20 protein-coding genes and 1 other RNA gene are annotated in these 24,774 nt (G+C 56.2%); 10 read left to right on the top strand and 11 right to left on the bottom strand.

Features of this window, described 5'->3' with window-relative positions:
- Positions 1 to 13: 13 nt before the first annotated feature.
- The 10 genes from O1721_RS00750 to kbaZ form a co-directional block, all read right to left on the bottom strand.
- The gene (locus O1721_RS00750; protein ID WP_032649643.1) at positions 14 to 1,186 is read right to left on the bottom strand and encodes a MalY/PatB family protein; all 1,173 of its coding nucleotides are present in this window, start codon (positions 1,184 to 1,186) and stop codon (positions 14 to 16) included.
- 12 nt (positions 1,187 to 1,198) lie between these two features.
- Positions 1,199 to 2,770 carry a maltose/glucose-specific PTS transporter subunit IIBC gene (gene malX / locus O1721_RS00745; protein ID WP_017382443.1) on the bottom strand — a complete coding sequence of 524 codons (1,572 nt, stop codon included), beginning with the start codon at positions 2,768 to 2,770 and terminating at the stop codon, positions 1,199 to 1,201.
- Positions 2,771 to 2,886: 116 nt separating this feature from the next.
- A complete protein-coding gene (gene kbaY / locus O1721_RS00740) occupies positions 2,887 to 3,759 on the bottom strand; it encodes a tagatose-bisphosphate aldolase subunit KbaY (protein ID WP_032649641.1) in 873 nt (290 codons plus the stop codon).
- Between the two features lie 12 nt (positions 3,760 to 3,771).
- Positions 3,772 to 4,917, bottom strand: coding sequence for an SIS domain-containing protein (locus O1721_RS00735; protein WP_015571960.1), 1,146 nt, complete (start codon positions 4,915 to 4,917; stop codon positions 3,772 to 3,774).
- A gap of 246 nt (positions 4,918 to 5,163) precedes the next feature.
- A complete protein-coding gene (nagA, locus tag O1721_RS00730) occupies positions 5,164 to 6,297 on the bottom strand; it encodes an N-acetylglucosamine-6-phosphate deacetylase (RefSeq protein WP_032649638.1) in 1,134 nt (377 codons plus the stop codon).
- Positions 6,294 to 6,728, bottom strand: coding sequence for a PTS galactosamine/N-acetylgalactosamine transporter subunit IIA (agaF, locus tag O1721_RS00725; protein ID WP_017382441.1), 435 nt, complete (start codon positions 6,726 to 6,728; stop codon positions 6,294 to 6,296). The genes nagA and agaF overlap by 4 nt, the downstream gene beginning before the upstream one ends.
- 17 nt (positions 6,729 to 6,745) lie before the next feature.
- Entirely contained in the window at positions 6,746 to 7,624 is an 879-nt protein-coding gene (gene agaE / locus O1721_RS00720; protein WP_017382440.1) for a PTS N-acetylgalactosamine transporter subunit IID, read from the bottom strand.
- Positions 7,614 to 8,393, bottom strand: a complete 780-nt coding sequence (agaW, locus tag O1721_RS00715; protein ID WP_003861730.1) for a PTS N-acetylgalactosamine transporter subunit IIC — start codon at positions 8,391 to 8,393, stop codon at positions 7,614 to 7,616. Before agaW ends, agaE begins: the two co-directional genes overlap by 11 nt.
- A 10-nt stretch (positions 8,394 to 8,403) precedes the next feature.
- Positions 8,404 to 8,877, bottom strand: a complete 474-nt coding sequence (agaV, locus tag O1721_RS00710; RefSeq protein WP_003861728.1) for a PTS N-acetylgalactosamine transporter subunit IIB — start codon at positions 8,875 to 8,877, stop codon at positions 8,404 to 8,406.
- A 19-nt stretch (positions 8,878 to 8,896) separates the two neighbouring features.
- On the bottom strand, positions 8,897 to 10,204 hold the full coding sequence (gene kbaZ, locus O1721_RS00705; protein ID WP_032649636.1) for a tagatose-bisphosphate aldolase subunit KbaZ: 1,308 nt from the start codon (positions 10,202 to 10,204) through the stop codon (positions 8,897 to 8,899).
- A gap of 239 nt (positions 10,205 to 10,443) precedes the next feature.
- Here kbaZ and O1721_RS00700 point away from each other — a divergent pair, with 239 nt between their 5' ends.
- Positions 10,444 to 11,247, top strand: a complete 804-nt coding sequence (locus tag O1721_RS00700; protein ID WP_017693937.1) for a DeoR family transcriptional regulator — start codon at positions 10,444 to 10,446, stop codon at positions 11,245 to 11,247.
- Between the two features lie 512 nt (positions 11,248 to 11,759).
- Here O1721_RS00700 and garD read toward each other — a convergent pair.
- Positions 11,760 to 13,331: a galactarate dehydratase gene (gene garD, locus O1721_RS00695; protein WP_015571957.1), complete on the bottom strand. Its 1,572-nt coding sequence runs from the start codon at positions 13,329 to 13,331 to the stop codon at positions 11,760 to 11,762.
- 367 nt (positions 13,332 to 13,698) lie between these two features.
- On the opposite strand from garD, the gene garL reads away from it, so the two are divergent.
- From garL to pflB, 9 genes are all read left to right on the top strand, one after another.
- Complete coding sequence (garL, locus tag O1721_RS00690; RefSeq protein WP_032649634.1) at positions 13,699 to 14,469, top strand: 2-dehydro-3-deoxyglucarate aldolase; 771 nt, start codon at positions 13,699 to 13,701, stop codon at positions 14,467 to 14,469.
- A gap of 21 nt (positions 14,470 to 14,490) precedes the next feature.
- Positions 14,491 to 15,381, top strand: a complete 891-nt coding sequence (gene garR, locus O1721_RS00685) for a 2-hydroxy-3-oxopropionate reductase (RefSeq protein WP_015571956.1) — start codon at positions 14,491 to 14,493, stop codon at positions 15,379 to 15,381.
- Positions 15,382 to 15,437: 56 nt separating this feature from the next.
- Complete coding sequence (garK, locus tag O1721_RS00680) at positions 15,438 to 16,583, top strand: glycerate 2-kinase (RefSeq protein ID WP_015571955.1); 1,146 nt, start codon at positions 15,438 to 15,440, stop codon at positions 16,581 to 16,583.
- A 32-nt stretch (positions 16,584 to 16,615) separates the two neighbouring features.
- Positions 16,616 to 16,992, top strand: an RNA gene (gene rnpB, locus O1721_RS00675) — RNase P RNA component class A.
- Positions 16,993 to 17,664: 672 nt separating this feature from the next.
- Complete coding sequence (gene tdcA / locus O1721_RS00670; RefSeq protein ID WP_006812085.1) at positions 17,665 to 18,585, top strand: transcriptional regulator TdcA; 921 nt, start codon at positions 17,665 to 17,667, stop codon at positions 18,583 to 18,585.
- 96 nt (positions 18,586 to 18,681) lie between these two features.
- The gene (gene tdcB, locus O1721_RS00665; RefSeq protein WP_023304478.1) at positions 18,682 to 19,671 is read left to right on the top strand and encodes a bifunctional threonine ammonia-lyase/L-serine ammonia-lyase TdcB; all 990 of its coding nucleotides are present in this window, start codon (positions 18,682 to 18,684) and stop codon (positions 19,669 to 19,671) included.
- 10 nt (positions 19,672 to 19,681) lie between these two features.
- Positions 19,682 to 21,013 (top strand): threonine/serine transporter TdcC, encoded by a 1,332-nt coding sequence (gene tdcC, locus O1721_RS00660; RefSeq protein ID WP_032649632.1) that lies wholly within the window; start codon positions 19,682 to 19,684, stop codon positions 21,011 to 21,013.
- Between the two features lie 30 nt (positions 21,014 to 21,043).
- Entirely contained in the window at positions 21,044 to 22,252 is a 1,209-nt protein-coding gene (tdcD, locus tag O1721_RS00655) for a propionate kinase (RefSeq protein ID WP_017382433.1), read from the top strand.
- Positions 22,253 to 22,267: 15 nt separating this feature from the next.
- Positions 22,268 to 24,562, top strand: a complete 2,295-nt coding sequence (gene pflB, locus O1721_RS00650; protein WP_017693941.1) for a formate C-acetyltransferase — start codon at positions 22,268 to 22,270, stop codon at positions 24,560 to 24,562.
- The last annotated feature ends 212 nt before the right edge of the window (positions 24,563 to 24,774 follow it).

The raw sequence follows: 24,774 nt of genomic DNA, 5'->3' as shown, positions 1-24,774 counted from the left end.
GGTAAGATCCTTATCAGTAATGCTTCAGCATTCGGTTGATGGACTGTTCCAGCCAGTAGCGCTGGGTGCCGAAGTTAATACGCAGGTAGTTTTCGCCTTTTTGTACGTAGTGGCTGCCATCTTCAATGACCACGCCAGCCTGTTTTGCGAAATGTTGAGTTAGCGCCGTCGCACTGCGATCGTCCGCACTGACGTCTATCCAGGCGAGATACGACGACTCCGGGTTCATCATCTTCCATGCAGGGAAATGGGTATGGATGGCATCCGCAAGGTAGCGGGCATTGCCGCGCAGATAACCATTCAGCGCGTCGAGCCATGGCAGACCTTGCTGATAAGCCAGAATAATTCCCCACACGCCGAAGATATTGGGCGAGGTAATGGAGTTCTTCTCCAGTTGCTGGCGGAAACGCTGGCGCAGCGAATCGTCTGGAATCATTGAGTAGGATGTTTTTAGCCCGCCAAGGTTGAAGGCTTTATTGGGGGAGGTCAGCACAATCAGGTTGTCCTGGGCGGCACAGCCCGAAGTCAGACAACTGACGAATGTACCGTCCAGAATGTGCTCGGCGTGAACCTCATCAACCACCAGAATCGTGCCGTAGCGCTTACAGAGATCGGACACCTGACGTATCTCATCCGCGCGCCAGATTCGGCCCGAGGGGTTATGCGGCGAGCAGAAGAACCACAGTTTTGGACGGTGAGTTTTGAGCTGAACTTCAATCAGATTAAAATCCAGCTGATAGCGGTTTTCCTTCACGCTCAGCGGATTTGCAAGCACCCGCACGCCCTGTCGCTGTGTCGCCATCGCAAACGGGTCATACACCGGGGTATTCATCATCACGCAGTCGCCGGGTTTGCAGAACGCCTGAACCGTATAGTGCAGCGTGGAAACGGTACCGTAGGTCAGGGTGATCCATGACTTATGCACCTCAACCTGATGACGGGTGCGCTGGAAGGCGATGACCGCATCGTAGAATTCGTCGAAGCACCAGGTGTAACCGAAGGTACCATGCTCCACGATGCGCTGGAAGCCTTCAATCACGGCGGGTGGCGAGGTGAAATCCATGTCTGCTATCCACAGCGGGATAAATCCCTCCGGGACATCACCGAAACGCGAGCACACATACGTATGATCCCATTTACGGCATTTATCGCTTTTACGCTCAATGATTCTGTCGAAATCAAACACAACGACCCCCTGTTAAATTAAGGCTTCAATGCCGGATTTGACGCTCTGCACCTGCGGACCGATGATCACCTGAACGCTGTGGGCATCAAGCACCACTACTGACAAGGCGCCCGCGGCCTTCAGCGCCTGCTGGTCGATAAGCCCCATATCTTTTACCACCAGACGTAAGCGGGTAATGCAGTTGTCGAGCGACTCAATATTCTCTTTACCGCCAAGCGCGCGAAGAATAAGCCCATGATCGTATTTCGATTTTCCACGTGCCCGGGTATTGGCTTCCACCGCCTGGAGCGCACCCTGCGCGTCAACCTCACGGCCCGGCGTTTTTATATCGTGCCTGAGGATGTACCAGCGGAAGACGAAGAAGTAGATAGCAAACCAGGCAATACCCACCGGGAACAGCAGATACCATTTGGTCGACATCCCCTGCATGACGCCGAAGATCAGCAGATCCAGAATGCCGCCGTCGGTGTTGCCGATGGTGACGCCGAGCAGCGCCATCACCATCAGCGCCAGGCCAGACATAACAATATGAAACGCGTAAAGCACAGGGGCAATAAACAGGAACAGGAACTCAATCGGCTCTGAAATACCCGTGACCACTGAAACCAGCACGCCTGAAAGCAGCAGCCCTTTAATCACCGGACGGTTTTCCGGGCGCGCGGTGCGGTAGATAGCGTAAGCTACGGCAGGCAGGCCGAAGATAAAGGTCGGCATAAACCCTTGCGATAAAAATGCCGTAACGTGCGGGCTAAACGGCAGGCCAGCTTTCAGCTCGGCGTAGAAAATGTTCAGCGCACCGGCCACTTCCTGGCCGTTAACCATCTCAATGCCGCCCGCCGGGGTGAAGCGCACCATCGCCAGCAGGATGTGGTGCAGGCCAAAAGGTTTGAGCAGCAGTACGCCCACGCCATACAGGAACGGCCCAAAGACGCTGGTGCTCTGGATGATATGACCAATCCCGGCAATGCCCATTGCCACATATTCCCACAGCAGGGGGATAAACAAGCCGACCAGCGACAGGGTGAGGGCGGTAATAATCGGTACAAAACGAATGCCGCTAAAGAAGGCAAACGCGTCGTGCAGCACCGTGTCCTGAAAACGTTCGTGCAGGAAGTAGGTGATCACCCCTACCACAATGCCGCCGAGCACGCCCATCTCCAGCGTTTGAATGCCAAGCACGATGGATTGTCCCACCTGTCTCATGGTGGCGGCATCCGCAAGCTGGTGGGTGGCGGTCAGGTAGTAGTTGATGCTCATGTTCATCAGCATGTAGCCAACGAATCCGGCAAAAGCGCCCACCGCTTTATTACGTCTGGCAAGGCCCATCGGGATTGCCATGGCAAACATCAGCGGCAGATAGGTAAAAGCAAAGCCGCCGACCATGGCGATAAAACCAAAGGTGAGCTGCGTTAACTCGCCGCCCAGAAAGGGAAAACTTTTGATGGTGGAAGGGCTGGTGACAGAACTACCGATACCTAACAACAACCCCATAAAGGCCAACAGCGAGACCGGGAACATAAACGTCTTTCCCAGGCTCTGGAAAAACTCCCACGCTTTCGATTTAAACGACTTTTCCTGTGTCATGTAGGGACTCCTCGGATTTTTAGGATAATGGAAGGCGCTGTCAGGCTTAAGGACGCGCCTTCATATTTGCGAGGCTTATAGTTATTTTTTAGGTACTAACGTTATGCGCGATGGGTTCAGGCTTCAGCCGGAAGCAGCAGCCGGTTCGCCGAGCCGCAAACGGTGATTTTGCTTCTGACCACCTCTTTCATGGCATCCATGCCGACGCGCATGTAGAAGCGCGGATCGTTGCCCTGTGGGTTCTCGGCAAACCAGGCTTTGACTGCGTCAGAGAAGGCGATTTTCAGCTCTGTTGCGACGTTAACTTTGCAGACGCCCAGCTCAATGGTGCGGCGCACATCATCATCCGGCACATCACTCGCACCGTGCAGCACCAGCGGCACTGTCACTACCTCGCGGATCTCGGCCAGCCGCTGGAAGTCGATTTTTGGCCGTTTGGTATAGAGACCGTGTGCGGTACCGATGGCAACGGCGAGGCTGTCGACGCCTGTCAGTTCGACAAAGCGTTTTGCTTCCTGCGGGTCGGTCAGGAACGCGCTTTCGGCGTCGACGCTCATGTCATCTTCCACCCCACCCAGTCGGCCCAGTTCGGCCTCGACGCTACAGTCGTTGAGGTGGCAGAAATCGACGACCGATTTCACCAGCTTGACGTTTTGTTCGAAGGGGTAATGGCTACCGTCGATCATTGCGCTACGTACGCCGGCATGGACTTTGCGGCGAATGTCGTCCAGCGATTCGTGGTGATCGAGGTGTAGCGCCAGCGGCATGTCATAAGTCAGAGAATATGCGCTGCACAAGGCGTAGATCTCTTCCAGCGCAATATGTTTAAACGTCCCCGGCGTACCCGCGAGGATCACCGGCGATCGCATTTCGCTACAGACTTCGAGGATCGCCTGGATCGTCTCGGCGTTATGGATGTTAAAGGCCGGAACGGCATAGCCCTTCGCCTGTGCGTCCTGCAAAAGATATTTAGTAGAAATAATACTCATGAGCCTGTCCTCTTAAGCCTGCCACGGATGAATAACGACGCCCTGGACCACACGGTTAACCGTACCGCTGGCGGATGGCGTATCCGGCGTATTGCCAACGTGCAGAGACTGGGTCAGTGCGAAGACCTGGGCGTACATCAGGAAGCAGAACGCCTGCTCCATATCGTTAAATGAACGTGAAGGCGGCAGCAGGATATGCGGGCCAGCTTCAATGACCGGATCCGTTTCGGCTGCAATGGCTACCACGCGCATAGCCTGACGATCGCGTCGCAGCTCGGCGAGCAGATCCCGATCGTACTGACGCGTATACGGATGGCTGGAGACAAACACGACGACCAGCGTTTCGTTGTCTACCAGCGACTTAGGCCCGTGACGGAAACCCGTGGGCGAATCGTAGAATGCCGCCAGCTTGCCGGCGGTCAGCTCCAGCACCTTCAGCGCAGACTCCCGTGCGGCGCCCTGTAATCCACCGCTGCCCAGATAAACAATGCGTTTCCACGGTTCGTTACCAAAGACGCCGGGACTGAAATCGCCAAGCGATGTGAGGATCGCCTGACAGCGATCGGACACGTCGCGGAACGTTTTGCTGTTGATCGTTTCCGGTGCGAATACCGCCAGGCAGCTCGCCATCATGGTGGTGATGCTGCTTGTCATCGCGAACCCGCGATCGTGCGTTTCGGCTGGCATGAGCAGAGCGCAGGCGTTATCGCTGTCGACGGCATTCTGGTACAGGCTGCCTGCTTCATTACAGGTGATCGACAGGTGGTAGCACTCCGGTACAAACTGATTCGCCAGCTCAACGGCGGCGACGCTCTCCGGGCTATTGCCAGAACGGGCGAAAGAGACCAGCAGCAGCGGGTGCGAAGGGCTGAAATAATCCATCGGGTTGGTGACCAGATCGGTCGTAGGTATCGCGGTGATGTTTTTCCCCGTGTGGCTGGCAAGCCATGGCGCAATGATGTCGCCGATAAAAGCGGACGTGCCCGCGCCGGTCAGAACGATCCGCAGATCGGGCTTGCGCAACAGTGGCGTCAGAAAACTGTCGATCGACGCGCGTAGATTATCAATATTGTTGAGCGAGCGAAGCCAGCTGGCTGGCTGCTGGCGGATCTCTTTTTCGGTCCAGGTGCCGGTGGTGGCGATAGTGGTTTGTGGCATAACTCAGTCCTTAGTCGTGTGAATTCCACATCAGACGCTGGCAAATGTGTCGCTATCTTTCGTTTCGTTTCACTTGTTCACTTTAGCAGTTAAAGAAAATCTATAGAAAAGAAATCGAAAGTTCAATGGCGAAAAAGAAATAAAACGAAAAGTGTGATCGCGAAAGGAAAGGCGAAAATCAAGGAAAGGAAAAGAAAGGCCTTACGATCGTCTTCCGTAAGGCCAACAGGGCACACTGTGAAGGGGCTACAGGGAAAGAGCCTGACCCTGGATCCAGATCTGCCGGAGGTGTAAACCCGCATCCAGCGCAAGAACATTGGCGCGTTTGCCTGGCGCTAACGTTCCAAGCAGGTGATCCATCCCGAGCAGACGGGCAGGATGCAGCGAGGCCATATGGATTGCGTTTTCTGGGGCGATCCCCGTATGCTCCACCATATTTCGCACGGCGGCATCCAGCGCGAGCGTGCTGCCCGCCAGCCCGCCTGAGGCCGTGCGGACAACGCCGCCCTGCATCTCGACATTTTCACCACACAACGTATAGCGCCCATCAGGCATACCCGCCGCCTGCATGGCATCGGTAATCAGCACCGTACGATCCTTCGCGCAGCAACAACATAGCCGCATGGCTCCAGGATGAACGTGATGCCCGTCGGCAATAAGCTCCAGCCACGCGCGTGGGTCCGTAAGCCCGGCGCCAACCATGCCGGGCTCCCGGTGGTGTAACCCCGTCATGCCGTTGTAGCAGTGCACCAGCCCGGCTGCGCCTGCATCAAATGCGGCGAGGGTTTGCGCGTATGTAGCGGCGCTGTGGCCCAGCATGACGCGTATCCCTTTTTGCTTGAGGTGATGGATCGCCTTCAGGGCATCCACTTTTTCCGGAGCAAGCGCCACCACCCGCAGCGTGTTCTGCGAAACCGCAATCAGCTCATCAAGTTCCGCGAGATCCAGTTCGCGAAACAGTTCTGGCGGGTGCGCCCCTTTGTTCTGCGGTGTAAAGTACGGGCCTTCCAGATAGCTGCCCAGGATCTGCGCGCCGGGGCCACCGGCATGACAGCGCCGGGCAATGCGCCGTAACGCGCCATGGATCGCCTCCAGCGGAGCGGTGACGGTGGTAGGCAGAAACGCCCCCACGCCTTCACGCGCTTTGTGCACGGCTAACCGGTCCAGCACGTCGGGCGCATCATCCATCACATCCACACCCGCGCCGCCGTGGACGTGGATATCAATGTATGCCGGGCAAAGCAGGTCTGCCTCGCGGGTATTAACCCCTGCCGGAATCGGCTCGATGGCGGTGATGACGCCTCTATCCATACGCAGCTGATGGTCATCCAGCCAGCCCTGCCCGGTAAGCAGACGACGCGCGCGCAGCAGTTGCCTCATATCCCTTCCTCGGCGGGCGCTTCCTCGCGACAGCGTGCAAGTTCATCCACCAGGCTGGTCAGGCCGCGATGGCCGCACTCCAGCGCCTGCAAACGAAAGGCTTCACTGCTTAACCCGTCGCGCTCCAGAACCATCTCCAGCAAAAGCTGGAGATTGGTGCCGGTGATCACTTCGCTGCCGGGGCGCTGCATCGCGAGGGTAGAGGCCACACGAAACGGCGTACCGCCGAGAAGATCGGTGAGAAACACGATATCGTGCTCTGCATCCAGTTCATTCACTGCCTGCTCAAGCTGCGCGGTCAGCCGCGCAGTGGTGGAGCTTTCCGGAAAATCGATGGCGATAAACTGCGGCTGTTCGCCGAGGATTTGCTTCATCGCCTGTTCCAGCCCGCTGGCAAAACCGCCGTGACCCGTCAAAATAATGCCTAACATCGCAACCTCTTTGCTTATTACAGGAAGTGACAGAATTTACCGACAACGCCCAGCACCACGGTGATACCAATCAGGCGCAGCGGGCTCCAGCCACGGCGTACCAGCCAGAACATGGTCAGGGTATAGACCAGCGGCAGAAAGGCGGGCATCAGTTTGTCGATCACATCGGTTTGCAGTTTGACGACTGCATCCCCGGCTTTAATCTCGAGTGTGGTATTCAGGCGCACGTAGGTAGCGACCAGCGCGCCGATCACTGTCATCCCGACAATGGACGCAGCATGACCAACCTTTTTGGTGTTGGCCTTGATCAGAGGGATCGCGGCGACACCCATTCGGTACGCATAGTGCGCCAGACCAAAACGCAGGCCGAGATGCACCACGTTAAACAGCACGATAAAGACCACCGCGCCAAGAATGGAGCCCTGTAGCGCAAGGCTGGCGCCAATCCCCCCGCAGATGGGCAGCAGGGTCAGCCAGAACATGGCGTCACCAATGCCACCGAGCGGTGCGCCGACGGCAATTTTAGTGCTCTGGATGCTGTTCACATCCTGTTTGGAACGCTCCATTGCCAGAATAATGCCGATGACGAAGGTCACCAGGAACGGGTGGGTGTTAAAGAAACCCATATGACCTTTCATGGCGCGCGCCAGGTCCCGCTTATTGGTGTGGATCTTTTTCAGCGCGGGCAGTAGCCCATACAGCCAGCCGGAGGCCTGCATACGCTCGTAGTTAAACGAGGCCTGTAGCAGCATGGAACGCCAGGCGACACGGTTAATATCCTTTTTCGTTAGTTCAGCGCCAATACGCTGGTCTTCGTAGACGTTTTCATTCACGCCGGTCAGCAGTGTCTCTTCACTTTCAGACACGCCCGGCAGGGTGGTGTGATTAGATGCCATCTTCAAATTCCTCTTTCTGGGCCGCAGGCGCCGTGGGTTCAGGCGATTTGCGCAGCAGGTCGATCAGCGCCATCGCCAGCGCAGCCGCGGCAATCGCCAGCACCGGGAGTTTCAGCCAGGCCGCGGCGACAAAGCCGATAATGAAGTAAGGGATGTAAACGTTTTTCATCATGATCTTCAGCAGCACGGCGAAGCCGATCGCTGGCATAATGCCGCCCGCGACGCCGAGACCGTCGATCAGACGTTCCGGCAGCACGTCAATGGCGGTTTTCGCATGTTCAGCCCCGAAGTAGATGGGCAGAAACGCGCACAGGAAGTAGAAGACGCCGAGCGCCAGCAGTGCCAGATAGTTGACCCGTTCAATACCACGGGTGTCTGCGTTAGCCGCCATGCGATCGCAGCGGGACATCACGCCGGACATCACCGAGAAGAGGAAAGTGATCCCCATCTGAACCGCCACGGCAAACGGCACGGCGACCCCAACGGCGACATCCGGCTTCACGCCTGTAGTAATGGCAAATGTGGTGCCAACGATGGTGCCGATAATCACGTTTGGCGGCTGCGCGCCCGCCAGCGGCGCGAGTCCCATCCAGACCAGTTCTAACGTACCGCCGGTCAGAATTCCGGTGTGCAAATCGCCCAGAATCAGGCCAACCAGTGGCCCGAGCACCACCGGACGGTGCATGTGTGTTAAGCCGTTAAACATATCCAGGCCCGCTATAAAGGCGAGAAGCCCCAGCGCGAAAGCCTGCAACAGACTGATTTCCATTGTGAATCCCTCAGAGCAGTTTAAAGAGATCCAAAGCAGTCTCTGTTGGAACGCCCTGAACGAAGCATTCCACTCCGGCCGCCTTCAGGCCGTTAAACGCGGCGATATCGTTCGCGTCTACAGATACCGTTTTGGCAATTTGCTGTTTGCCACTGGCGTAATGCATATTTCCGACGTTAATACGGGTGATGGGCACGCCGCCCTCGACCAGCGTTAAAAAATCAGCCGGTGTTTTACAGACCAGCAGAATTTTCTGCCGGTCGGCGGCGCGATGAATGTTGTCGATCACTTTTTGCAGGGACCAGAAACGCACGGCGATGCCTTCCGCCAGCACCATCTCCATCAGGTTTTGCTGAACCGGATCGTCTGCAACCTCGTCATTTGCCACCAGCACCAGGTTCGCCCCCGCAAACCCCACCCACTGTACGCCCACCTGACCGTGGATCAGGCGTTCATCAATGCGGCATAAGACAATGTTTGGCATAGCGTTTTCCTCTTTTTAATTATGCGTGTTGAGTCGTTACGCCTTCGCAGGCGGCATGGTACTGCTGGAGTATGTCCTGAATGTGGTCGAGGATGAGTTCCCGTGGTGTGGACCTGAGAGCGCCATCGCGAACTTTGCTGTACTGCAACGGCAGATACTGGCTGATCAGCGGCAGCGGGATCGGTTCATCCGCCAGGTTGCGTACCAGCCGCTCAAAGGCGTCGTCAATCTGGCTGTCTGGCCAGTAATAGCGCACGCGGTCGGAATAGCTGTAACCGCGCGCCAGGCGACGGGCATTGCCGTCGCCGTGATAGTGGCTTTGCCAGTATTCCGGGCGATCGAGCATCACGTTTTCCAGGACGTGACGCAGCCCTGAGCAGGCTTTTGCCGGCAGCAGCTCTTCTTCAATTGCTGCCAGTGAGAACAGCGCTTCGCGCAGCGCGAAGGTTAGCGCAGGGCCGACTTTCAGAATGGCGAAGTGATCTTTCACCAACTGGCGCAGCGCCTGCGGCGTCTGGTAATCGGTAGAGTGTGCTTCAAATACAAGCGTGTCGTAGGCTTCAACCATCTCGCTCAGCGCGACGGCTTTATGCGGTTGATAGTCACAAACCTGCGCATGGTCGAACTCAACGCCAGGCTGAACCACCAGGCCAATAATGCGCGGCCAGATGTCGCTTAACCCTTCCTTCTCGAATGCGTGGCGGTGTGCCTCAAGCGTGGCGCGTGCCGCCTCTGGCGTGGTGACCTCAAGCTCGGTCAGCGTCTCGTGTGCCCCACCGGGAACCGGAACTTCCGTGCCGATAACGTAGACCAGATCGGCTACGCCAAATTGCTCGAGACAGGTGGTTTCGGCAATTTTAGCCAGCCGAGCGGCACGCCCGGCAACGATTGCATCGGTTAACGGAACCGGGTCGTCTTCGCAGGACATGCTGCAATCGAGGTGAATTTTTTTAAATCCGGCCGCCACGTAGCTTCTGATCAGATCGTCGGCGTTCGCCATCGCCTGCGAAGCCGGCAGGTTTTGCCAGCGGTTTGGACCTAAATGATCGCCGCCAAGGATCAGCTGCGAGGTGGGGAAACCAAGAGATCCCGCCAGCTTGCAGACAAACCCATAAAAATCGGCGGGCGTCATACCGGTATAACCGCCAAACTGATCCACCTGGTTTGAGGTGGCTTCTATCAGCAGGGGCGTCTGTTGTGAATGGGCGTAACGTAGTGCAGCTTCAAGTACCAGTGGATGTGCGGAACAGACGGCATAAATCCCGTTTGTATTCCCCCGTTTATGTTGTTCCACCATTTCTGTCAGATGTTTCACTTTCCTCTCCATTTCGGATGGTGTTGGTATTCATCTTTCGTTTTGTTTCATTTGATACTGCATTATGGTGAGGTAAAAATAAAACGAAAGATAATAGTTTTCCGATCTGTTTCACAAAAGAAACATAATGAAAGGTTTCAGCGGCGGTTAAGCTTGCGTCCGCACACCATACAGGGCTTGCATTCCCTCAAAAGAAAGGCGTTAATAAGCAAAACGAAATGAAACGAAAGTGTATTTACTAAGGAGCTCGTATGAGCAGCACCGATTCATCCGCAGAGAAGCGCATCACCGGCACCAGTGAAAGGCGAGAGCAGATCATTCAGCGGTTGCGGGCGCAGGGAAGCGTGCAGGTTAACGATCTTTCTCTTTTATTCGGCGTGTCGACGGTGACGATCCGTAACGATCTGGCCTTTCTGGAAAAGCAGGGAATTGCCGTTCGCGCTTACGGCGGCGCGCTGATTTGCGAAGGCAATGCCCCCGGCGTGGAGCCGTCCGTTGAGGACAAAAGTTCCCTTAATACGGCAGTGAAGCGCAGCATCGCGCAGGCGGCGGCTGAACTGGTGAAGCCGGGTCACCGCATTATTCTGGACTCCGGCACCACAACCTTTGAAATTGCCCGCATGCTGCGCCAGCACACCGATGTCATTGCCATGACCAACGGGATGAACGTGGCAAACGCGCTGCTGGAAGCGGAGGGCGTAGAGCTGCTGATGACCGGCGGGCACTTGCGCCGTCAGTCGCAGTCCTTCTACGGCGACCAGGCGGAGCAGTCCTTACAGAATTACCATTTTGACCTGCTGTTCCTGGGCGTCGATGCCATCGATCTCGACCGGGGGGTGAGTACGCACAACGAGGATGAAGCCCGTCTGAACCGCAAAATGTGCGAGGTGGCGGAGCGTATTATCGTTGTCACTGACTCCAGCAAGTTTAACCGTTCAAGCCTGCATAAAATCATTGATACTCAGCGGATCGACATGATTATCGTTGATGAAGGCATTCCGGCGGAAAGCCTTGAAGGATTACGCAAAAGCGGGATCGATGTGGTGCTGGTCTAAAGAGGCTTTTCCCCTCTCCCTAACCCTCTCCCCATAGGGAGAGGGTTCCCCAGTAATTTGAAAGCAAAAGCGATAACGTTGCCTCAGAATAACTGAGGGCTTTCAGCGATGCCTCGGTCCGGCTGTAAATCGCTGAGGCGTTTCCTGTAGGCCGGGGCGAGGCGCAGGGATGTTACCTCCGCCCGTCCCCGATAAGCCGGAAGGAATAAGCCGAAGGCACCGCGAAGCGGCGATTTTCCGCCGGAAGCCCGGGTCGCCAGGGTGGTGGCGACTGAGCCACCCTGGCACGTTCACCGGTCATGTCGTGACAGAGTAGCAAGGAACATAAAGTGAACGGAATGACCACCAGAGCCGTATGTTCCCCCTCACCCCAGCCCTCTCCCTCAAGGGAGAGGGGGCCGTCTGTGCAGGCATTATTTTGTGGGGAACCCACAGCTCCATAGGGGAGAGGGGACTGCCCGGTGCGGTTTTTTACCCTCTCCCTGGTGGGGAGAGGACAGGGTGAGGGGCCATCACGTCACCGGCGCCGGGTTAAACACCGCCAGCGAGTTATGCAATCCCCATTGATCGGAGAAGGTTTTCTTCCGCCCGCTTGCCACATCCAGAATGAAGTGGAACAGCTTCCAGCCCACCTCTTCAATACTCTCTTCCCCGGTGGCGATGGTGCCCGCGTTGATATCCATTAAGTCATACCAGCGGTTTGCCAGCTCGGTGCGGGTCGCCATTTTGATCACCGGTACCGCCATCAGGCCGTACGGCGTGCCGCGCCCGGTGGTAAAGACCTGTACCGTAATGCCGGACGCTACCTGCTGGGTGCCGCAAACGAAATCACTGGCAGGCGTTGCCGCGTAGATCAGACCGCGTTTGGTTGGTCGCTGGCCAGGGGAGAGCACTTCCACAATCGCGCTCTGACCGGATTTGGCTATCGACCCGAGGGCCTTTTCCACCACGTTGGCCAGGCCGCCTTTCTTGTTACCTGGAGACGGGTTGGCGCTGCGGTCGGTTTTGCCCATGTCGAGATAGTTATCGTACCAGGCCATCTCCTCCAGCAGGCGTTTGCCCACCTCTTCGTTGACGGCGCGCGGCGTGAGCAGGTGGATAGCATCACGTACTTCGGTGACTTCGGAGAACATCACCGTGGCGCCGCAGCGCACGAACAGATCGGAGGCATAACCGACTGCCGGGTTGGCGGTGACGCCGGAAAACGCATCGCTGCCGCCACACTGTGTCCCAACGACCAGTTCAGAGGCCGGGCAGGTTTCACGCTGGCGTTTGTTCAGCTTCTCCAGATGGTGCTCTGCCACCTGTAAAATGTCGTCGACCATCGATCTGAAGCCGACATGGTGTTCATCCTGAAGTCGCACAACACTGGCATCGTCAACCGGAATGGCTTTCACATCCTCAGTACCCTGCAACAGGCGTTCTGGCTGCAATTTTTCACAGCCGAGACCAATCACCATGACCTCACCGCCAAAGTTTGGGTTAAGGGCGATATTGTGAATCGTGCGGATCGGCACGACCGCTGCGGGCGCGTTGATCGCCACGCCGCAGCCGTACAGGTGGTTAAGACCCACCACGCCGTCAACGTTGGGGTATTTCGGCAACAGATCGCGCTCAATAATTTTCACCACATAATCCACTACGCCCGCCACGCAATGCACGCTGGTGGTGATGCCAAGCAGGTTTTTGGTTCCCACGCTGCCATCAGCGTTGCGGTAACCCTCGAAGGTATAACCCTCCAGCGGAGGCAACGGCTCAGGGACGCGGGTAGCCAGCGGCAACGACTCCAGCGGCGGGGCGGTGGGCAGCTCAACCAGCGACTCCTCAATCCAGCTACCCTGCGGGATAGCGCGCACCGCATAGCCGATGACTTCGCCGTAGCGCACGATTTCGCCCTGCGCCGGGATATCGACCAGTGCGACTTTATGCCCCTGCGGAATGTGCTCAATCAGCTCCAGGCCATCCGGAAAGCGGGTGCCAGCTTTTAGGCCATTGTCGTTGACAATAATCGCCACGTTATCGGTATCGTGCACTTTTATATAGAACGCCGTCGGCGACGCCTGTCGAATTTCAATATCGGCCATTGTTCACTCTTCTCCAGCAAAATATCTGATACTAAATATAGCCAGATGGTTAATTGTTTCTTATTGAGGAAATAAAGAATGCCAGGAGAGGAAAGGTGAGAATGTGATCGCGATCGCTCCCGAACCACTAATCGTTGATTCTGTGCATCAGCGCCCACTGTGTTGGGCATATGCTCAAAATAGCGTGCCACTCCCGTTGGATAATTGAGCATTGAGACAATGTGCTGCCGGGTGGTGACGATTATACTGAATGACGATTTTATAACGCCAAAATTCAGTCAGGAAAATAAATATAACGCTGACGCTGAGTCGGAATAAATAAGAAAAGCTACTGGCTAAAACTGCGGAATTAAAAAAGGTATAAGTAATGAGTAACGACATCTTCCCGAATAAATTTAAAGCGGCCCTCGCGGCGCACCAGATTCAGATTGGCTGCTGGTCTGCGCTGGCCAACCCCATCAGCACCGAAGTGCTGGGCCTGGCCGGGTTCGACTGGCTGGTGCTGGACGGCGAACATGCGCCAAACGATATCAACACGTTTATTCCGCAGCTGATGGCGCTGAAAGGCAGCCACAGCGCGCCGGTGGTGCGTGTGCCCACCAACGAGCCGGTGATCATCAAGCGTCTGCTGGATATCGGCTTCTACAACTTCCTGATCCCGTTTGTTGAAACGGAAGAAGATGCGGTGCTGGCCGTGGCGGCGACCCGCTATCCACCGGAAGGGATCCGCGGCGTGTCCGTCTCGCACCGCGCCAACATGTTTGGCACCGTGCCGGACTATTTCGCTCAGTCCAACAAGAACATCACCATTCTGGTTCAGATCGAGAGCCAGCAGGGGGTCGATAACGTCGACGCTATTGCCGCGACGGAGGGGGTAGACGGCATTTTCGTCGGCCCGAGCGATCTGGCGGCCGCCTTTGGTCATCTGGGCAACGCCAGCCATCCGGACGTGCAGCGCGCAATTCAGCACATTTTTGCCCGTGCCAAAGCGCACGGTAAACCGTGCGGCATTCTGGCGCCAGTGGAAGCCGATGCCCGCCGCTACCTGGAGTGGGGCGCAACGTTTGTCGCCGTCGGCAGCGATCTCGGCGTATTCCGCGCCGCCACGCAGAAATTAGCGGACGCTTTTAAAAAATAACCATCATTGAGGAAACAGATTATGACGCTGAAAGTGGGTTTTATTGGCCTGGGTATCATGGGCAAACCAATGAGCAAAAACCTCATCAAAGCAGGTTACTCACTGGTGGTTTTAGATCGTAATTCAGACGCGGTGGCAGAGGTGATTGCGGCTGGCGCAGAAACGGCGACAACCGCAAAAGCGATTGCTGAGCAGTGCGACGTGATTATCACCATGCTGCCAAACTCCCCGCACGTGAAAGAGGTGGCGCTGGGTGAGAACGGCATTATCGACGGCGCGAAGCCGGGTCTGGTGGTGATCGACATGAGTTCTATCGCACCGCTGGCAAGCCGCGAAATCAGCGAGGCGCTGAAAGTGAAAGGCGTGGAAATGCTGGATGCGCCGGTCAGCGGCGGCGAACCGAAAGCCATCGACGGCACCCTGTCGGTGATGGTGGGGGGCGATAAAGCTGTGTTCGACAAATACTACGACCTGATGAAAGCCATGGCTGGCTCCGTGGTGCACACCGGTGAAATTGGTGCAGGCAACGTCACCAAGCTGGCAAACCAGGTGATTGTGGCGTTGAACATCGCGGCCATGTCCGAAGCGCTGACGCTGGCCACCAAAGCGGGCGTTAATCCGGATCTGGTCTATCAGGCCATTCGCGGTGGTCTGGCGGGCAGCACCGTGCTGGATGCCAAGGCGCCGATGGTGATGGATCGTAACTTCAGGCCGGGTTTCCGCATCGATCTGCACATTAAGGATCTGGCGAATGCGCTGGATACCTCCCACGGCGTGGGCGCGCAGCTGCCGCTGACTGCCGCCGTCATGGAGATGATGCAGGCGCTGCGTGCGGACGGTCTGGGCACCGCCGATCACAGCGCGTTAGCGTGCTATTACGAAAAACTGGCGAAGGTTGAAATTGCTCGCTAATGACGTCCTGCCCGGTGGCGTTACGCTTACCGGGCCTACGGCTCAGGCATACAACTATGAAAATCGTAATCGCGCCAGACTCTTATAAAGAAAGCCTGTCTGCCACCGAGGTGGCGCAGGCGATAGAAAAAGGATTTCGGGAAATTTTCCCCGATGCTCATTACGTGTCTGTTCCCGTTGCTGACGGCGGAGAAGGTACGGTTGAAGCGATGATCGCTGCGACGCAGGGCACCTGGCAGCAGGCTGTCGTCACCGGCCCGTTAGGGGAAAAGGTGAAGGCCAGCTGGGGGATCTCGGGCGACGGTACCACCGCGTTTATCGAGATGGCCGCCGCCAGCGGCCTGGTGCTTGTTCCTCCCGCGCAGCGTAACCCGCTGGTCACGACGTCGCGCGGGACGGGGGAGCTGATCCTCAGCGCGCTGGATAAAGGCGCGCGCAACATCATTATCGGTATCGGCGGGAGCGCAACCAACGATGGGGGCGCGGGTATGATGCAGGCGCTGGGCGCGAAGTTTACGGATGCGAACGGGACGGAGATCGGCTACGGCGGCGGCAGCCTGATGGCGCTTAACCGGATTGATATTTCCGATCTCGATCCGCGTCTTCAGGGATGCGCAATCCGCGTCGCCTGTGACGTGACGAATCCGCTGGTCGGTGAAAGCGGCGCGTCGCGTATCTTTGGCCCGCAAAAAGGCGCCACGGAGGAGATGATCCTCGAACTCGACGCCAATCTTAGCCACTACGCCGGGGTGATCAAAAAATCGCTGCGCATTGACGTCAACCGGGTTCCGGGGGCTGGCGCCGCGGGCGGCATGGGCGCAGCGCTGATGGCCTTCCTGGGCGCTGAGCTGAAAAGCGGCATCGAGATTGTCACTCAGGCGCTCAATCTTGAAGAACATATTCACGACTGCACGTGGGTGCTGACCGGGGAAGGGCGCATCGACAGCCAGAGCATTAATGGCAAAGTGCCCGTCGGTGTGGCGAGCGTCGCCAAAAAATACCATAAGCCGGTGATCGGGATTGCCGGAAGTCTGACGCAGGATGTGGGTGTGGTGCATCAGTACGGCATCGACGCGGTGTTCAGCGTACTGACCCGCATCGGTTCACTGGAAGAGGCGTTCCAGGGAGCGTATGACAACATTTACCGCGCCTCGCGGAATATCGCGGCCACATTGCAGGTAGGCATGCGTAGCCAGGGGTGACAGCGGCGCGCAAACCCTCTATACTGCGCGCCGAAGCTGACCAGACAGTCGCCGCTTCGTCGTCGTCCCTTTCGGGGGAGACGGGCGGAGGGGAGGAAAGTCCGGGCTCCACAGGGCAGGGTGCCAGGTAACGCCTGGGGGGGAAACCCACGACCAGTGCAACAGAGAGCAAACCGCCGATGGCCCGCGCAAGCGGGATCAGGTAAGGGTGAAAGGGTGCGGTAAGAGCGCACCGCGCGGCTGGTAACAGTCCGTGGCACGGTAAACTCCACCCGGAGCAAGGCCAAATAGGGGTTCACATGGTACGGCCCGTACTGAACCCGGGTAGGCTGCTTGAGCCAGTGAGCGATTGCTGGCCTAGATGAATGACTGTCCACGACAGAACCCGGCTTATCGGTCAGCTTCAACTTCTTACGAAACCCCGCTTCGGCGGGGTTTTTGCTTTCTGAAGGTTGCAGGCCGGGTAAGCGAAGCGCCAAACGACATCAATTCTCAATTTTGCGACGCTAAGCACATTTCACTATTTGCCTGACTGTGTGTTCCTCTCATCTGCTGCGCATGATCGTAATCACAAAATTTAACGCTGTAAAATTAGAAAATTTTAGTGTTGAGAAGATGTTGTAAATGTTTAGTCAGTGATGCCGAATGTTATTCATTTGATAATTTAATATTGAATCTAAAAACATTCTTCTGGTGAATGTGTGATATATCCCACTCTTTAACCGGAAAGTGAATAAATATTCCTGGTAAAGTTGATAAACCACAAAAATGTTTTAAAGGAATAATGGTGTTTTATTAACCTTTAATTGCCTGAAAGATAGCCTTTATTAATATTTTTAAAGCAAAAAAATTCACGCTGGTTATTGCCATAAAATAAATTTATTACCGCGTTTTTTATTGATCAATATCAGCGTAAATGCGTATTTTTATTGTGATAAGCATTTGATTTATAAAGACATAAATAGATTTCTGGTGCGATTGAAAACAGAGCGTCCTGGCAAATTGTGAGTAACAGCACATACCCCCTGAAACAATATTGGGTAGAATCCGCTGCGTCATAGGGAAATAAGCGCAGAATATTATGAATACTATTATTCTACCGAAAACACAGCACCTCGTGGTATTTCAGGAAGTCATCAAAAGTGGCTCCATAGGTTCTGCTGCAAGACAACTGGGGCTGACGCAACCTGCCGTCAGCAAAATCATCAGCGACATCGAATCCTACTTTGGGGTGGAAGTGATGGTGCGTAAGAACACCGGCGTAAAACTCACTGCCGCCGGTCAGGTGCTGCTGTCCTACGCTGAGTCGATCACCCGCGAAATGAAAAACATGGTGAGCGAGATTAACAGCCTCAGTTTCAGTACCGTCATGGACGTCTCTTTTGGCTATCCGTCGCTGATTGGCTTCACCTTCCTGTCCGGGATGATCAAAAAATTCAAGGAAGTGTTCCCGAAAGCGCGCGTCTCAATGTATGAAGCGCAGCTCTCTTCATTCCTGCCCGCCATTCGCGATGGCCGGCTGGATTTCGCCATCGGCACGCTGAGCGACGGGATGCAGCTTCAGGATCTTCACGTTGAGCCACTGTTTGAATCCGAGTTTGTGCTGGTGGCGAGTAAATCACGAACGTGCACCGGCCCGACCAGACTGGCATCGCTCACGCACGAGCAGTGGGTGATGCCGCAAACCGATATGGGCTACTACAACGAACTCCTGACCACCCTGCAAGACAACCACATAAGCATTGAAAACATCGTCCAGACCGATTCCGTCGTCACCATCTATAACCTTGTCCTCAATGCCGATTACCTGACGGTGATCCCCCGTGACATGATTGCGCCATTCGGCTCGGACCAGTTTATTGTTCTGCCGGTGGAAGATGAATTACCCGTGGCGCGTTATGCCGCCGTGTGGTCAAAAAATTACAGTATTAAAAAATCGGCGTCAGTATTAGTTGAACTGGCAAAACAATATTCGTCGATGAATATCGAAAAACGACGATAGAAATAATGATGATTTAAAACACCCGGAGCGACGCTTTTTAACGCTCTGATACCCTGACTTTGCCTGAAAACAATGAATTATTATAACGAGGATATTATGCACATTACTTACGATCTCCCGGTGACCATTGAAGATATTCAGGACGCCAGAAAAAGACTGGCGGGAAAGATCTATAAAACCGGTATGCCGCGCTCGAATTATCTGAGCGAACGGTGTAAGGGTGAGATATTCCTGAAATTTGAAAATATGCAGCGTACCGGTTCGTTTAAAATACGTGGGGCATTTAATAAATTAAGCTCGCTGACTGATGCGGAAAAACGCAAGGGCGTGGTGGCCTGTTCCGCAGGGAACCACGCGCAGGGGGTCTCTCTCTCCTGCGCCATGCTCGGCATCGACGGCAAAGTGGTCATGCCGATGGGCGCGCCGAAATCCAAGGTTGCCGCCACGCGCGACTACTCCGCCGAAGTGGTGCTGCACGGCGAAAACTTTAACGACACCATCGCCAAAGTGAGCGAAATCGTCGAGATGGAAGGGCGCATTTTTATCCCGCCTTACGACGATCCGAAAGTCATTGCCGGCCAGGGCACCATCGGCCTGGAAATCCTCGAAGATTTATATGACGTGGATAACGTGATTGTCCCCATCGGCGGCGGCGGTTTAATTGCCGGTATTGCGACAGCAATTAAATCCATCAACCCAACTATCAATATTATCGGCGTGCAGTCTGAAAATGTGCACGGAATGGCCGCATCGTATCAGGCCGGAGAAATAACCAGTCATCGTGTTACCGGCACATTAGCTGACGGCTGCGACGTGTCTCGCCCAGGTAATTTAACCTTCGAAATTGTTCGTGAATTAGTCGATGACATTGTGCTGGTCAGCGAAGACGAGATTCGCAACAGCATGATCGCGCTTATTCAGCGAAATAAGGTGGTCACGGAAGGTGCCGGTGCGCTGGCGTGCGCGGCGTTATTAAGCGGCAAGCTGGACCACTATATTCAGGGCCGAAAAACCGTCTGCATTATTTCCGGCGGCAATATTGATCTCTCCCGTGTTTCCCAAATTACCGGCTTCGTTGACGCATAAAGGATGACTTATGAGCAACACAGAAAGCATTATCGTTGGCCAGACTAAAACGTCCACCTGGCGTAAATCGGATACTACCTGGACGCTCGGCCTGTTTGGTACAGCCATTGGCGCAGGCGTGCTGTTCTTCCCTATCCGTGCAGGCTTTGGCGGCCTGATCCCTATCCTGCTGATGCTGGTACTCGCGTTCCCGATTGCGTTTTACTGCCACCGCGCGCTGGCGCGTCTGTGTTTGTCCGGCAGTAACGTCTCCGGCAACATCACCGAAACGGTGGAGGAGCATTTTGGTAAGACCGGCGGGGTGGTGATCACCTTCCTCTACTTCTTTGCCATTTGCCCGCTGCTGTGGATTTACGGCGTCACCATTACCAACACCTTTATGACCTTCTGGGAAAACCAGCTCCAGATGCCCGCCCTGAACCGCGGCGTGGTGGCGCTATTCCTGCTGCTGCTGATGGCTTTTGTTATCTGGTTCGGTAAAGACCTGATGGTGAAAGTGATGAGCTACCTTGTGTTCCCGTTCATCGCCAGCCTGGTGTTGATTTCTCTCTCGCTGATCCCGTACTGGAACTCGGCGGTGATCGACCAGGTTAACCTGAGCGATATCGCCTTCACCGGTCATGACGGCATTCTGGTCACGGTGTGGCTGGGGATCTCCATCATGGTCTTCTCCTTCAACTTCTCGCCTATCGTCTCCTCGTTTGTGGTCTCCAAACGCGAAGAGTACGAACCAGAGTTCGGGAAAGAGTTTACCGAGCAGAAATGTTCCAAAATCATTGGTCGCGCCAGCCTGCTGATGGTGGCGGTGGTGATGTTCTTCGCCTTTAGCTGCCTGTTTACGCTCTCTCCGCAGAACATGGCGGACGCCAAAGCGCAGAACATTCCGGTGCTCTCTTACCTGGCGAACCACTTCGCGTCGATGTCAGGCAGTAAATCCACGTTCGCCACGGTGCTGGAATACGGCGCCTCCATCATCGCGCTGGTCGCTATCTTTAAATCCTTCTTCGGCCACTATCTGGGCACGCTGGAGGGGCTGAACGGTCTGATCCTCAAGTTCGGTTACAAGGGCGACAAGAAGAAAGTCTCCGTGGGCAAGCTGAACACCATCAGCATGGTCTTCATCATGGGCTCCACCTGGATTGCGGCCTACGCCAACCCGAACATCCTGGACCTTATTGAAGCCATGGGCGCGCCAATTATCGCCTCTCTGCTGTGCCTGCTGCCGATGTACGCCATCCGCAAGGCGCCTGCGCTGGCGAAATACAAAGGCCGGACCGAGAACATCTTCGTAACCGTGGTCGGCCTGCTGACCATTCTGAACATCGTGTACAAACTGTTTTAAACCAAAGCTCAGGAAGAGCGGAGCCATACCATGATTGAGTTTCCGGTAGTACTGGTCATTAACTGCGGATCGTCCTCCGTTAAGTTCTCGGTGCTGGACGCCGCAGGCTGCGATGCCCTGATGACGGGCATTGCGGACGGCATCAACACAGAAAAAGCCTTTATTTCCGTGAATGGGGGGGAGCCGGTCAGACTGGCTCACCAGGACTACGAAGGGGCGCTGGCCGCCATCGCCCTGGAGCTGGAGAAACGCAACCTGATGGGCAGCGTGGCCTTGATTGGCCATCGCATTGCCCACGGCGGCGACCTCTTCAGCGAGTCGACCCTGATCACGGAAGAGGTGATGGCGCAGATCCGCGAGGTCTCCCCGCTGGCGCCGCTGCATAACTACGCCAACCTGAGCGGCGTGGAAGCCGCCGGGCGCCTGTTCCCCGGCGTGCAGCAGGTGGCGGTATTTGATACCAGCTTCCACCAGACCATGGCGCCGCAGGCGTATTTGTACGGCTTGCCGTACCGCTATTTTGAAGAGCTGGGCGTGCGCCGCTACGGTTTCCACGGCACCTCTCACCGCTACGTGTCGGCGCAGGCGCACGCGCTGCTCGGGCTCTCTCCCGATGACAGCGGCCTGGTGATTGCCCATCTCGGCAACGGGGCGTCCATCTGCGCGGTGCGTAACGGCGTAAGCGTGGACACGTCCATGGGGATGACGCCGCTTGAAGGACTGGTGATGGGCACGCGCTGCGGCGACGTGGATTTTGGCGCGATGGCGTGGATTGCCCGGCAGACCGGCCAGTCGTTCGAGGATCTGGAGCGCGTGGTCAACAAAGAGTCCGGGCTGCTGGGGATCTCTGGCATCTCCTCCGATTTGCGCGCGCTGGAGAAAGCCTGGCATGACGGCAACGAGCGGGCGCGGCTGGCAATAAAGACCTTTGTCCACCGGATTGCGCGACATATCGCCGGTCATGCCGCGTCCCTGCACCGTCTGGATGGCGTGGTGTTTACCGGCGGGATCGGTGAGAACTCCGTGCTTATCCGCGCGCTGGTGGTGGACCACCTGAAGGTGTTTGGCATCATCCTCGACGAGTCCAAAAATGCCCTGCCGGGCAGCGCGGGCGAGCGCGTGATCTCCACCGAGTCGTCCCGCGCGGCCTGCGCGGTGATCCCTACCAATGAAGAAAAAATGATCGCACTGGACGCCCTCCGTCTTGGGAAGGTTACTCCGGCTGCGGCTTACGCCTGATAAAGCGAGAATCTGATGAAAGTAACAATCGATACGGGCGTCGCGCCTTACAGCGACGCATGGGCCGGCTTTCGCGGTGAAGAATGGAAAAACGCCATTAACGTGCGCGATTTTATTCAGCATAACTACACCCCTTATGAAGGCGATGAAGCTTTCCTCGCGCAGGCGACGCCAGCAACGACGGCGCTGTGGCAGAAGGTGATGGTCGGCATTCGTCAGGAGAATGCTACTCACGCTCCGGTGGATTTTGACACCAACATCGCCACTACTATTACCGCGCACGGGCCGGGCTATATTGATCAGGAGCTGGAGACGATCGTTGGCCTGCAAACCGACAAGCCGCTCAAGCGCGCCCTGCATCCGTACGGCGGGATCAACATGATCCGCAGCTCGTTCGAAGCCTACGGTCGCGAGATGGATCCGCAGTTTGAATATCTCTTCACAGACCTGCGCAAAACCCACAACCAGGGCGTGTTTGACGTTTACTCCCCGGAGATGATGCGCTGCCGCAAATCGGGGGTGCTGACCGGTCTGCCGGACGGCTACGGGCGCGGACGCATCATCGGCGACTACCGTCGCGTGGCGCTGTACGGCATCAGCTATCTGGTGCGCGAGCGTGAACTTCAGTTCGCCGATCTCCAGGGGAAACTGGAGCGCGGAGAAGATCTGGAGGCCACGATCCGCCTGCGCGAGGAGCTGGCGGAGCATAAACGTGCGTTGCTCCAGATCCAGCAGATGGCGGCGAACTATGGCTTTGATATTTCACGTCCGGCGATGAATGCGCAGGAAGCGGTGCAGTGGGTCTACTTTGCCTACCTTGCCGCAGTGAAATCCCAGAATGGCGGGGCGATGTCGCTGGGGCGCACGGCCTCGTTCCTTGATATCTACATTGAACGCGACATGCAGGCAGGACGGCTGAATGAGGTGCAGGCCCAGGAGCTGATCGACCACTTCATCATGAAGATCCGCATGGTACGCTTCCTGCGCACGCCGGAGTTCGACACGCTCTTCTCCGGCGATCCGATCTGGGCCACGGAAGTGATTGGCGGCATGGGGCTGGATGGCCGCACGCTGGTGACCAAAAACAGCTTCCGCTACCTGCATACCCTGCACACCATGGGGCCTGCGCCGGAGCCAAACCTGACGATCCTCTGGTCCGAACAACTGCCGATCGCGTTCAAGAAATACGCCGCGCAGGTGTCGATCGTCACCTCCTCGCTGCAATACGAGAACGACGATCTGATGCGCGCCGACTTCAACAGCGACGACTACGCCATTGCCTGCTGCGTCAGCCCGATGGTGATCGGCAAGCAGATGCAGTTCTTCGGCGCACGCGCCAACCTGGCGAAAACGCTGCTGTACGCAATCAACGGCGGGGTGGATGAAAAGCTGAAGATCCAGGTGGGGCCGAAAACCGAGCCGCTGCTGGATGAGGTGCTGGATTACGACACCGTAATGGCGAGCCTCGATCACTTCATGGACTGGCTGGCGGTGCAGTACATCAGCGCGCTGAATCTCATTCACTACATGCATGATAAATACAGCTACGAAGCCTCGCTGATGGCGCTGCACGACCGGGACGTCTACCGCACCATGGCCTGCGGCATTGCCGGGCTGTCGGTGGCGGCGGATTCCCTGTCGGCCATCAAGTACGCCACGGTAAAACCGGTGCGCGACCACACTGGTCTGGCGGTCGATTTCGTCATCGAAGGCGACTATCCACAGTACGGCAACAACGACGATCGCGTGGACAGTATCGCCTGCGATCTGGTTGAGCGCTTTATGAAGAAAATCCAGGCGCTGCCGACGTACCGCAACGCGGTACCGACGCAGTCGATCCTGACCATCACCTCCAACGTGGTTTACGGGCAGAAGACCGGCAACACGCCGGACGGACGTCGCGGCGGCACGCCGTTTGCGCCTGGCGCCAACCCGATGCACGGGCGCGACAGAAAAGGGGCGGTGGCGTCGTTAACCTCGGTCGCCAAGCTGCCGTTCACCTACGCCAAAGACGGGATCTCCTACACCTTCTCCATCGTGCCGCAGGCACTGGGCAAGGACGAGCCGGTGCGCAAAACCAACCTTGTCGGGCTGCTGGACGGATACTTCCACCACGAAGCGACCATTGAGGGCGGGCAACACCTGAACGTCAACGTGATGAACCGGGAGATGCTGCTGGATGCCGTCGCCCATCCGGAGAACTATCCGAACCTGACGATCCGCGTTTCAGGTTATGCGGTGCGGTTTAACGCCCTGACGCGCGAGCAGCAGCAGGACGTGATTTCGAGGACGTTTACGCAGGCGATGTAATACAGGCTTCATCTTCAGCCTCCTCAAATGGGGAGGCTTTTAATTTTGTGAACGTCGTCAATTTTAGAAAACTTACTCTCCTTTCTGCTATCCCGGAGTAATATTATTCTCTCGCTTTAGAAAATCCCTATAAAAGTTGTGACTTTTTTCTCCCGCGCTCCGGATATGATCTTCCCATATCAATAACTCACACCTGCACCCTCTGACTCGCA

The sequence above is a fragment of the Enterobacter cloacae complex sp. HYC033_NIDB genome (genome assembly GCF_056673335.1).
This window is presented reverse-complemented; position numbering and strand designations above follow the sequence as displayed.

Excerpts from the sequence above, each read along its gene's own strand:
- malX (WP_017382443.1), bottom strand. The coding sequence starts at position 2,770 with ATGACACAGGAAAAGTCGTTTAAATCGAAAGCGTGGGAGTTTTTCCAG.
- kbaY (WP_032649641.1), bottom strand. The coding sequence starts at position 3,759 with ATGAGTATTATTTCTACTAAATATCTTTTGCAGGACGCACAGGCGAAG.
- O1721_RS00735 (WP_015571960.1), bottom strand. The coding sequence starts at position 4,917 with ATGCCACAAACCACTATCGCCACCACCGGCACCTGGACCGAAAAAGAG.
- nagA (WP_032649638.1), bottom strand. The coding sequence starts at position 6,297 with ATGAGGCAACTGCTGCGCGCGCGTCGTCTGCTTACCGGGCAGGGCTGG.
- agaF (WP_017382441.1), bottom strand. The coding sequence starts at position 6,728 with ATGTTAGGCATTATTTTGACGGGTCACGGCGGTTTTGCCAGCGGGCTG.
- agaE (WP_017382440.1), bottom strand. The coding sequence starts at position 7,624 with ATGGCATCTAATCACACCACCCTGCCGGGCGTGTCTGAAAGTGAAGAG.
- agaW (WP_003861730.1), bottom strand. The coding sequence starts at position 8,393 with ATGGAAATCAGTCTGTTGCAGGCTTTCGCGCTGGGGCTTCTCGCCTTT.
- agaV (WP_003861728.1), bottom strand. The coding sequence starts at position 8,877 with ATGCCAAACATTGTCTTATGCCGCATTGATGAACGCCTGATCCACGGT.
- kbaZ (WP_032649636.1), bottom strand. The coding sequence starts at position 10,204 with ATGGAGAGGAAAGTGAAACATCTGACAGAAATGGTGGAACAACATAAA.
- O1721_RS00700 (WP_017693937.1), top strand. The coding sequence starts at position 10,444 with ATGAGCAGCACCGATTCATCCGCAGAGAAGCGCATCACCGGCACCAGT.
- garD (WP_015571957.1), bottom strand. The coding sequence starts at position 13,331 with ATGGCCGATATTGAAATTCGACAGGCGTCGCCGACGGCGTTCTATATA.
- garL (WP_032649634.1), top strand. The coding sequence starts at position 13,699 with ATGAGTAACGACATCTTCCCGAATAAATTTAAAGCGGCCCTCGCGGCG.
- garR (WP_015571956.1), top strand. The coding sequence starts at position 14,491 with ATGACGCTGAAAGTGGGTTTTATTGGCCTGGGTATCATGGGCAAACCA.
- garK (WP_015571955.1), top strand. The coding sequence starts at position 15,438 with ATGAAAATCGTAATCGCGCCAGACTCTTATAAAGAAAGCCTGTCTGCC.
- tdcA (WP_006812085.1), top strand. The coding sequence starts at position 17,665 with ATGAATACTATTATTCTACCGAAAACACAGCACCTCGTGGTATTTCAG.
- tdcB (WP_023304478.1), top strand. The coding sequence starts at position 18,682 with ATGCACATTACTTACGATCTCCCGGTGACCATTGAAGATATTCAGGAC.
- tdcC (WP_032649632.1), top strand. The coding sequence starts at position 19,682 with ATGAGCAACACAGAAAGCATTATCGTTGGCCAGACTAAAACGTCCACC.
- tdcD (WP_017382433.1), top strand. The coding sequence starts at position 21,044 with ATGATTGAGTTTCCGGTAGTACTGGTCATTAACTGCGGATCGTCCTCC.
- pflB (WP_017693941.1), top strand. The coding sequence starts at position 22,268 with ATGAAAGTAACAATCGATACGGGCGTCGCGCCTTACAGCGACGCATGG.